Raw genomic sequence first — 699 nt, 5'->3', positions numbered from 1 at the left:
GGTTCGGCCACCTTCCTCACCCGCAGCACGGCGGTGCTCGCCACGCTCTTCTTCCTGCTCACGCTCGGCATGGCCACCTACGCCAGCCGCGCCGGCGTCGCCGCCCGCGGCGCCTCCGATCTCGGTGTGGTCTCCGGCGCCGACCAGCCGGCGGTCGAGACGCCGGCCGTTCCGGCCGCCCCCGGGAGCGGCGAGGGGACGGCCTCCGGGGAGCTCCCCGCGGTCGCGGGCCAGAAGGCCGACCCAGCGGCCGCGGAGGCCGGGAAGGCTTCCGACGCGGGTGCCGAAACCGAGGCTCGGCAGGCGGAGGGCTCGGACGAGCGTTGAGAGGACTCCGGGAGACCGGCCGTTGCAGATTCCCGCCCAGGTGGTGGAACTGGTAGACACGCTATCTTGAGGGGGTAGTGACGCAAGTCGTGTGGGTTCGAGTCCCACCCTGGGCACCAGTTCTCGGATCGGAGCGGCCGCGCGGCGATCCGCGCCCGCGGCGCTGAGGCCGCTCGGTCGTGGTCCCGGCGGAACCCTGGCCGGGTGTGTGCAGTTTGGCGGGGCGCCGAGGTGCTCGCTGAGTATCTTCCGATCCTGCTGTTCCTGATCGTGGCCGCCGCGGTCGGCGGCCTGCTGCTGGCGCTCGGCAGCCTGCTCGGGCCGAAGCGCCCGGACGCGGAGAAGCTCTCGCCCTACGAGTGCGGCTTCGAG

Annotated in this window: 2 protein-coding genes and 1 tRNA gene; all 3 read left to right on the top strand. The window is 73.4% G+C overall.

The genetic code is table 11. The features are described 5' to 3' along the window. The coding region (locus NZ519_14055) for a preprotein translocase subunit SecG (GenBank protein MCS7029875.1) at window positions 1-327 on the top strand (327 nt) is incomplete at its 5' end. Window positions 328-361: 34 nt separating this feature from the next. Further along, window positions 362-446, top strand: a tRNA-Leu gene (locus tag NZ519_14050). Window positions 447-558: 112 nt separating this feature from the next. Beyond that, window positions 559-699: NADH-quinone oxidoreductase subunit A (locus NZ519_14045; GenBank protein ID MCS7029874.1), on the top strand; the 141-nt coding region annotated here is incomplete at its 3' end.

Source organism: Bacteroidia bacterium, from assembly GCA_025056095.1.
Lineage (GTDB): Bacteria > Bacteroidota > Bacteroidia > JANWVE01 > JANWVE01 > JANWVE01.
The sequence above is the reverse complement of the archived record's forward strand: the minus strand, read 5'-3'. Positions and strand labels throughout refer to the sequence as shown.